This window comes from Ruegeria sp. AI3 (assembly GCF_056541245.1).
Window position 1 is genome coordinate 1 of record NZ_JBQFYA010000071.1, and the last position, 731, is coordinate 731.

The 731-nt window shown below is 54.9% G+C and carries 1 protein-coding gene and 1 pseudogene; both read left to right on the forward strand.

Annotated elements, in window-relative coordinates; translation table 11 throughout:
* A pseudogene (locus ACRZ95_RS23085) lies at nucleotides 1-125 on the forward strand (D-cysteine desulfhydrase); the annotation flags it as partial.
* Nucleotides 126-170: 45 nt separating this feature from the next.
* Nucleotides 171-731 (forward strand): glycine betaine ABC transporter substrate-binding protein (locus ACRZ95_RS23090; protein WP_480555728.1); only part of this gene is annotated, 561 nt, incomplete at its 3' end.

Below are 731 nucleotides of genomic sequence, written 5' to 3' on the forward strand. Positions count from 1 at the left end.
GGCTGATCGATCAAATCCGCAAAGGGTATTTTGACGGAATGTCCAACATCGTGTTCCTGCATACTGGCGGAAGCGCGGCCCTTTTTGGCTATTCTGATGCATTCGGATTGCCCGGATACACCTAAAATACAACGATAACAAAAAAGACCACCAACAAGGAGATCTGAACAATGACAGTAAAAAGAACACTTGCCAGCGCGGCCTTTGTAAGCGTTTTGGCCGTGCCTGCCTTTGCAGAAGAGGTCAAAATCGGCGTCCCGTCCTGGACCGGCGCGCAGGCAATCGCCTATGTGCTGGGCGAAGTCGTGACGTCCCGGATCGGCGGCACGGTTGAGTATGTACCGGGAAACAACGCCACGATCTTTCAGGCGATGGATCAGGGCAAGGGCGACATAGTTGTGCACCCGGATGTCTGGCTGCCGAATCAGGAAAGCTTTACCAAGAAATACGTGGATGAAGCGGGAACGGTCACGCTGTCCTCAAACCCATATGAGGGCAATCAGGGCTTTTGCGTCTCCAAGGACTTTGGTCAGGCCAACAACATCACCGATATCGCCGATCTAGGTCGGCCCGACGTTGGGGCGCTGATGGACAGCGACGGCAATGGCAAGGGAGAGATGTGGATCGGAGCGCCCGGCTGGGCATCCGCGAATGTGAATGAAGTCAAGGTGCGCGACTATGGTCTTCTGGACTTCATCGAGCCGATCCGCGCCGAAGAAAGCGTCAAAACC